Genomic DNA, 7,311 nt, shown 5'->3' on the forward strand with positions numbered 1-7,311 from the left:
CTCCTCTAAATCAGTTACCAGTGGCTGCTGCCAGTGGCGCTTTGTCGTGCTTTTTCGGGTTGGACTCAAGACGATAGTTACCGGATAAGGCGCAGCAGTCGGACTGAACGGGGGGTTCGTGCATACAGTCCAGCTTGGAGCGAACTGCCTACCCGGAATCGAGTGTCTGGCGTGGTATGAGAAACCGCGGCCATAACTGCGGAATGACACCGATAAACCGAAAGGCAGGAACAGGAGAGCGCACGAGGGAGCTACCAGGGGGAAACGCCTGGGATCTTTATAGTCCTGTCGGGTTTCGCCACCACTGATTTGAGCGTCAGATTTTGTGATGCTTGTCAGGGGGGCGGAGCCTATGGAAAAACGGCCGCCATGCGGCCTTTCCTTTTCCCCTTACGCGATCGCTCGGTTTTCTCGAGCTTTATACGCATGTTCCTGCCGCTCGCCGCAGCCGAACGGCAGGAGCGTAGCGACTGAGTGAGCGAGGAAGCGGAAAAGAGAACATCCCTACACTGGGCACTGACGCTCTGAGGCTTCTTATGACGAAACAACAGAAAACAGCGCTGAATATGGCTAAATTCATCCAGAACCAGTCTCTGCTCCTGTTGGAGAAGCTTAACGAGCTTGATCTCGATGTCGAAGCCGACCTTTGTGAGAAACTCCACGATGATGCGGAGCATCTTTTCCGTACACTGTCCTCGAGACTGGATGCATTACAGGATGGTAACTGATGGCCAGAGTGTCTATTAGTGAGGCTGCCCGACTGACGGGTAAGAGTAGAACAACACTGCACAGGTTAATTAAAGCAGGTGACCTGTCCACCTGTAGCGGTGAACGCAATGCAAAAATGGTAGATACTTCAGAGCTTTTACGTGTCTTTGGTCCCTTTGAACAACCGAAGGGTGAACACCATTCTGGACAGGTCTCTGAACAGCGTGATACAGCCTCTGCTGACCAGAGTGAACAGGTGATTCGTCATCTGAAACAGGAGATTGAACACCTGAACACCTTACTTTTGTCCAAGGATTCGCACATTGACAGCCTGAAACAGGCCATGCTCCTTCTTGAAAATCACCAGGCAAAATTAACTGAATCCCCGGCGCCATGGTGGAAATTCTGGAAAAAATCCTGACCCCGTCATGCTTCAGTTTTCCTCTCCGGCCATCCCGGGGAGTTCCTGAACCTTCCCAAAAATCGTCAGATCTCTGAACGCTCCTCACCACTAAAAATACCCACACCCCACGCAAAATTAAAATTTTGAAGATAACTCATTAATATCAGTTAGTTGTGGGTTATTAAATTACGCAGTATTACTTTCTGTAAGGTGAATCCAAGTCGTCGGCGATTCGTGTACGACTTGCCGACGACTCGTCATAGAGTCATCGACGACTCACTTAAGACTATCAGTAACTTATGACGACTTGACTCTAGAGTCGAATCGTCATTTTGGTGTTTTTTTGACCTTGACGACTCTAGAGTCAAGTCACGAGTCGAATCGCCGGTGAATTGTCTGGTGAGTCGTCCGGCGACTTGCCATAACGTGATTGCCGGCCGTCGACGAACCCGATTCCTGATCGTGCTGAAAACCGGTTTTCCGGCTGCGCCGGCAACGCTTCACGGCCACGCAATAAATTGCGTCCCCGTTCACCGTTTTCGGATAGGAAGAACGCCGGAAACAGGACTTACCCTGGCTGAATGGCGTGAATTTTCGCGCTATGCACTTGCGTGCATACTCATGCATGCCGTAAAAACAGAGCCTGCGCGTTTCTGGCGGGTTTTCGGGTGGTTTGTTGCCTGTTTTGCCGGTTTCCCGTCAGAAACGCCCTGAGGCCGTTTTAGCGGTGCGTACAATCATGCCTTTATGTTAAATGACAGGTGCAAAAAAGCCCCCGAAGGGGCCTGAAGGTTTTCCTGCTAAGGGACGAAACGGGCCGCCTCCGGGGTCGGTTCCGGCTGAGGGCGAAATGACACCCTAAGCGTTAGCTCTGTGTCGTTGCACGATGTCAGCGACGGTATTCTTGCTGATACCGAGCTCGCGTGCGATCCAGCGATAGCTGCGTCCCTCGGCCCTCATCGCAACCACCTTAGGCAAAAGTCGGTCTGATTTTGGTCGCACTCCGGCCTGACGACCAAGCCTCTTACCACGTGCCTTCGCAACAGCAAGGCCTGACTTGACCCGCTCGCTGATGAGATCCCGCTCAAACTCCGCAATGCCGGAAAGAAACGTCGCCAGCATTCGTCCATACGGCGACGAAAGATCGAACGCCATTCCATTCATGGCTATCACGGAAACCTTCCAGTTCTCCAGTTCACGTAGCGTATTGAGCAGATCGAGCGTCGAGCGCCCCCACCGGGAAAGCTCAGTGACCAGGATTGCATCAATTTGTCTGGACTGGGCAAGCGCCAGGACTTTCTTTCGCTCGGCCCGGTCGAGTTTAGTTCCTGAACCTGTTTCCTTAAATATTCCCACCACGTCGTAGCCGGCACGGCCGGCGAAGGCTCGCAGATCAAATTCCTGGCGTTCACAAGACTGATCCGCTGTTGAAACCCGGCAGTAAATGGCGGCACGATGTCCCAATTGAACCCTCCTGGATTTTTGTATCGGAACGCCCTGATTTATATGGGCTGGCTGTTGTCCAAAACAGACTATACTTCAAAAGGGACGAATTTGTATGTCACGACGCCATATTTTCACCGAACGGCAGCGAGCAGCGCTGTTCGATCTGCCCACGGACGAACTGTCGCTACTGAAGTTCTACACGCTGGGCGATGATGACCTGGAAAACATTAGGCAGCGCCGCAGACCGGAAAACAGGATTGGCTTTGCCCTGCAACTTTGTGCCTTACGATATCCGGGCCGTGCACTGGCTCCTGGTGAGATGATCCCGCGTGAAGTCCTTTCCTTCGTCGGTGCTCAGCTTGGAGTTCCGGCTGATGCGCTTCTCACTTATGCCACACGGCGCCAAACCCGTCAGCAGCACATGGACACGCTGCGCGAAATTTACGGCTACAAGACCTTCACGGGCCGTGGTGCCCGTGATCTGCGGGAGTGGACTTTCGGCCAGGCCGAAGATGCCAGATCAAACGAGGATCTTGCTCATCGTTTTATTGTGCGGTGTCGGGAAACTTCCACCATTCTGCCCGCAGTATCGACAATCGAGCGCTTGTGCGCGGATGCTCTGGTCGCCGCTGAGCGGCGGATTGAAACGCGGATTGCGGAAAATTTAACAGCGGATGTTCGCGATCACCTGGACAAACTTCTGAGTGAAATGCTCGCCGGCAATATCAGTCGTTTCATCTGGCTTCGCAACTTCGAGGTTGGTAACAACTCGGCTGCTGCTAACCGTTTGCTCGACAGGCTCGAATTTCTGCGTACCCTGAATATCAATCATAGTGCTTTGGCCAGCATACCTGCCCATCGCATTGCCCGGCTGCGTCGGCAGGGTGAACGCTACTTCACCGACGGTTTGCGTGACATCACTTCGGACCGCCGCTGGGCGATCCTTGCCGTCTGTGTTGTGGAGTGGGAAGCGGCGATTGCTGATGCCATAGTCGAAACCCATGACAGGATCGTAGGAAAAACCTGGCGGGAAGCGAAGCGCCAGCATGACGAAACAATTTCCGGCTCTAAAGCCACACTCACGGATACGATCCGTACCTTCACCGCGCTGGGAGCTTCGTTGCTTGAGGCCCGCAGTGACGGAACCCCGCTGGAGATGGCTGTCGCCAGTTCGGTTGCATGGGACCGGCTCGCTCAACTGGTAGCGACAGGGACTCAACTCAGCAACACGCTAGCCGATGAGCCTCTTGCATATGTCGGGCAGGGATACCATCGCTTTCGTCGTTATGCGCCCCGCATGTTGCGCTGTCTGAAGCTCGAAGCCGCGCCGGTCGCCGGACCATTGGTAGCAGCAGCTTTGTCGATCGGAGAGATGAAAGGTGTTGCATCGCCAGAAAGGCGTTTCCTGCGGCCCAGCTCCAAATGGAACCGTCATTTACGAGCTCAGGAAAAAGGAGATACCCGTCTTTGGGAAGTGGCGGTACTCTTTCACCTCCGGGATGCTTTTCGTTCCGGAGATGTCTGGCTCGCTCATTCGCGCCGCTATGGTGACCTCAAGCAGGTACTGGTGCCGATGATCGCGGCGCAGGAAAATGCAAAACTGGCCGTGCCTTCCAACCCACAGGATTGGCTGGCAGACAGAAAGGCGCGACTCACGATCGCTCTTAAGCGGCTGGCCCGGGCTGCCCGTAACGGCACTATTCCGCACGGTAGCATAGAAGATGGAACGTTGCGGATCGACAGGTTGACAGCAGACGTGCCGGATGGTGCCGAGGCACTCATACTGGATCTGTATCGCCGAATGCCGTCCGTTCGGATTACCGACATGCTGCTTGAAGTTGATGCAGCCCTTGGTTTCACAGATGCGTTTACCCATCTGAGAACCGGGGCTCCATGTCGCGACCGGATCGGTCTGCTCAACGTCCTGCTCGCTGAAGGGCTCAATCTGGGCCTGCGTAAGATGGCGGAAGCTACAAACACGCATGATTACTGGCAGCTCTCACGCCTTGCCCGCTGGCATGTTGAAAGCGAAGCCATGAACCAGGCATTGGCAATTGTGGTGGCCGCGCAGGGTAAACTGCCGATGTCACGCGTCTGGGGGATGGGCACGTCAGCATCGAGCGATGGTCAGTTTTTCCCGACAGCGCGGCATGGCGAAGCCATGAACATGGTCAATGCCAAATATGGTTCTGTTCCCGGCCTCAAAGCGTATACTCACGTAAGCGACCAGTTCGCGCCATTCGCTTGTCAGTCGATCCCGGCGACCGTGAGCGAGGCACCGTATATTCTCGATGGACTACTGATGAACGAGGTCGGTCGCCATGTTCGCGAACAGTATGCCGATACAGCAGGATTCACCGACCATTTGTTCGGAGCCAGTAGCCTGCTCGGCTACAATCTCGTTCTGCGAATCAGGGATCTGCCATCGAAGCGGTTGTACGTATTTAATCCCGATACGACCCCCAGGGAGTTACGCAAGTTGGTAGGTGGAAAAGCCCGGGAGGATCTTATCGTTGCGAACTGGCCTGATATTTTCCGTTGTGCCGCGACGATGACCGCTGGCAAAATCAGGCCCAGCCAACTCCTGCGCAAGCTCGCTTCTTACCCACGACAAAACAACCTTGCAGTTGCGCTTCGTGAAGTTGGTCGTATTGAACGGACCCTTTTCATTATTGAGTGGATCCTGGATACGGACATGCAGCGGCGTGCTCAGATCGGTCTTAACAAGGGAGAGGCCCACCATGCGCTCAAAAATGCGCTCCGTATCGGGAGGCAGGGGGAAATTCGCGATCGCACGACAGAGGGGCAGCACTACCGAATCGCTGGGCTCAATTTATTGACTGCGGTGATCATTTACTGGAATACCGTCCATCTTGGTCATGCCGTCACGGAGCGGCGGAACGAAGGGTTGGATGTTCCCCCTGAATTTCTTCCCCACATATCCCCATTGGGCTGGGCGCACATTCTACTGACTGGCGAATATCTTTGGCCCAAGGAACCGAAAGCTTAGGGTGTCATTTCGCCCTCAGCCGGAACCGACCCCCCTCCCGGCGACCTGTTCGGCAGCTCCCTCTGCGACCATCTTATTTGGTCAGTTCAGCCGTCATGTGGACACGGTTATTGAACTGAGCGCTGGTGATTTTGTATGACGCACCTTGTTCAGCGGCCTGTGCGGCAATTTTTGCTTCAGCACGATCCAGGGTGGAGGCGGTAGCGCTGACGCTCTGAGCAAAGGCACCGAAAGACATCATGGATAGAGCGGAAACTGCAACGAAAGTTTTGATGGATTTCATGGTCGTATTCCTTAAGTCATTTTGTTCTGTATGGGGCGTTGTTGCCCTGATGTGATAAATGATAGGACGACCATGAACTAATTAAAATCGAAACAATTTGCGAATGTCATTCAAAAAAATAGAATAAAAAGTGAGCATATAAAAGCTAAGTATGATTCTTTGGTTCCAGGTGGACTGAATGGAGAGAATTGAAAGTGTGGGCATGATAAATAGAGAGGGTATAACGAAGACAGAAAAGCCCTATAGAGGGCTTTTCTGTCTATGCAAAACCATGCGTTGCTTACAGATTTATATAAGGTTCATGATCTTGCATTTCAGCGGCATCTAGGTTCCGCGGAGTGTAAATGGTTTCAACTTCGTCAAGGTTTACTTTATCCTGAGCGCGGTATAAGCCGTACGCTATCTGCATTTTCATCCATGACTCGGCGGAACGACCGAAAGCTTTTGATAGGCGAATAGCCATCTCGTAGGACAGGTCTGCTTTTTGGTTAACCAACCGACTGATTGTTGATGTATCAACCCCGATCTTCTCTGCAAAAGTGCTTATCTGAATCTCTAAAGGTTCTAAATATACTTCGCGGATGAACTCGCCGGGGTGCATAGGTTTTTGCAATGTAAACATGCAACCTCCTGGTTTTTTGCTGTTTGCGCCTTGCGCAAAGCGCAAATCTATTTACTTTTAAAATCATTTGTGGTAAAATGATTTAGTTAAGGGAAGTGTTTTTTTCTTAGCGGCAACACACACGGTTCTTCAGTTGTGTTCTTGATGTGTCTATTTGATAGTTCTAAAGCTTCGCAGGCGTAGAATACTACCTATAAATAAGACTGAGTCAAGAACATTTACCTTGCATGAAGAACTTCTAAAAAAAACTATATGGAGAAGTTCAATGATTAAAAGTTTTAAATCCAAGAAGCTAAAGCAGTTCAGTAAAGGCGATACAAGTAAGGTAGCACAAGCGCATAAAAAGAAAATAGAGATTATCTTAAACGCGTTAGATACAGCTACTTCCATTCTTGATCTCGACCTTCCTGGTTTAGATCTTCACTCGTATGCTGAGTTCACTCCAGTTCGCTGGTCACTGAAGGTGTCAGCAAACTATCGTATTTTCTTTGAGTGGGATGGGGCAAATGTTAATAATGTGGATTACGATGACCCACATTAATCAATAAAATCAACGACTTAGGTCACGGTCTTGGTTCGGTTATCCGAACCAAGACCGTGAGGTCTATTATATGCGTTTTTTTTATTAAGTCAATGGCTTGGTGAGGATAATTTCTTGAGATTGATGTTGGTGCAGAGTATCTTTAAACCACAAACGAAAAAACCACCCGGCAAGGTGGTTTTTTCGAAGGTTCAGTAACCGGCAAGTTTCTGAACCAAGGTAACTGGCTTGGAGGAGCTTAGTCACCAAAACTTGTTCTTTCAGTTTAGCCTTAACTGACGCATAACTTCAAGACTAA

The 7,311-nt window shown here is 51.4% G+C and carries 8 protein-coding genes; 4 read left to right on the top strand and 4 right to left on the bottom strand.

From position 1 onward, the window contains the following. Positions 1 to 10: 10 nt before the first annotated feature. On the bottom strand, positions 11 to 124 hold the full coding sequence (locus INF68_RS22005) for a replication initiation protein (protein ID WP_077259703.1): 114 nt from the start codon (positions 122 to 124) through the stop codon (positions 11 to 13). A gap of 412 nt (positions 125 to 536) precedes the next feature. On the opposite strand from INF68_RS22005, the gene INF68_RS22010 reads away from it, so the two are divergent. Both INF68_RS22010 and INF68_RS22015 read left to right on the top strand, forming a co-directional pair. Continuing rightward, on the top strand, positions 537 to 728 hold the full coding sequence (locus INF68_RS22010; protein WP_004187666.1) for a Rop family plasmid primer RNA-binding protein: 192 nt from the start codon (positions 537 to 539) through the stop codon (positions 726 to 728). Continuing rightward, a complete protein-coding gene (locus tag INF68_RS22015) occupies positions 728 to 1,129 on the top strand; it encodes an AlpA family transcriptional regulator (protein WP_009310048.1) in 402 nt (133 codons plus the stop codon). The genes INF68_RS22010 and INF68_RS22015 overlap by 1 nt, the downstream gene beginning before the upstream one ends. A gap of 840 nt (positions 1,130 to 1,969) precedes the next feature. On the opposite strand, the gene INF68_RS22020 is transcribed toward INF68_RS22015, so the two are convergent. Next, entirely contained in the window at positions 1,970 to 2,575 is a 606-nt protein-coding gene (locus INF68_RS22020; protein WP_000509966.1) for a recombinase family protein, read from the bottom strand. A 94-nt stretch (positions 2,576 to 2,669) separates the two neighbouring features. Here INF68_RS22020 and INF68_RS22025 point away from each other — a divergent pair, with 94 nt between their 5' ends. Continuing rightward, positions 2,670 to 5,567: a Tn3-like element Tn5403 family transposase gene (locus INF68_RS22025; RefSeq protein ID WP_001553819.1), complete on the top strand. Its 2,898-nt coding sequence runs from the start codon at positions 2,670 to 2,672 to the stop codon at positions 5,565 to 5,567. A 73-nt stretch (positions 5,568 to 5,640) separates the two neighbouring features. On the opposite strand, the gene INF68_RS22030 is transcribed toward INF68_RS22025, so the two are convergent. Continuing rightward, the gene (locus INF68_RS22030; protein WP_101998596.1) at positions 5,641 to 5,850 is read right to left on the bottom strand and encodes a YdgH/BhsA/McbA-like domain containing protein; all 210 of its coding nucleotides are present in this window, start codon (positions 5,848 to 5,850) and stop codon (positions 5,641 to 5,643) included. 280 nt (positions 5,851 to 6,130) lie between these two features. Then, complete coding sequence (locus tag INF68_RS22035) at positions 6,131 to 6,472, bottom strand: HigA family addiction module antitoxin (protein WP_049087621.1); 342 nt, start codon at positions 6,470 to 6,472, stop codon at positions 6,131 to 6,133. Between the two features lie 265 nt (positions 6,473 to 6,737). Here INF68_RS22035 and INF68_RS22040 point away from each other — a divergent pair, with 265 nt between their 5' ends. Next, a complete protein-coding gene (locus tag INF68_RS22040) occupies positions 6,738 to 7,013 on the top strand; it encodes a type II toxin-antitoxin system RelE/ParE family toxin (protein ID WP_049087620.1) in 276 nt (91 codons plus the stop codon). Positions 7,014 to 7,311 lie beyond the last annotated feature (298 nt).

Origin of the sequence: Enterobacter cloacae complex sp. P16RS2 (assembly GCF_014982155.1) — a bacterium.
GTDB classification, from domain to species: domain Bacteria; phylum Pseudomonadota; class Gammaproteobacteria; order Enterobacterales; family Enterobacteriaceae; genus Enterobacter; species Enterobacter cloacae_M.

What these genes read in the sequence shown, in the direction of transcription:
- INF68_RS22030 (WP_101998596.1), bottom strand. Translation starts at nt 5,850, where the DNA reads ATGAAATCCATCAAAACTTTCGTTGCAGTTTCCGCTCTATCCATGATG.
- INF68_RS22010 (WP_004187666.1), top strand. Translation starts at nt 537, where the DNA reads ATGACGAAACAACAGAAAACAGCGCTGAATATGGCTAAATTCATCCAG.
- INF68_RS22025 (WP_001553819.1), top strand. Translation starts at nt 2,670, where the DNA reads ATGTCACGACGCCATATTTTCACCGAACGGCAGCGAGCAGCGCTGTTC.
- INF68_RS22040 (WP_049087620.1), top strand. Translation starts at nt 6,738, where the DNA reads ATGATTAAAAGTTTTAAATCCAAGAAGCTAAAGCAGTTCAGTAAAGGC.
- INF68_RS22015 (WP_009310048.1), top strand. Translation starts at nt 728, where the DNA reads ATGGCCAGAGTGTCTATTAGTGAGGCTGCCCGACTGACGGGTAAGAGT.
- INF68_RS22005 (WP_077259703.1), bottom strand. Translation starts at nt 124, where the DNA reads ATGCACGAACCCCCCGTTCAGTCCGACTGCTGCGCCTTATCCGGTAAC.
- INF68_RS22035 (WP_049087621.1), bottom strand. Translation starts at nt 6,472, where the DNA reads ATGTTTACATTGCAAAAACCTATGCACCCCGGCGAGTTCATCCGCGAA.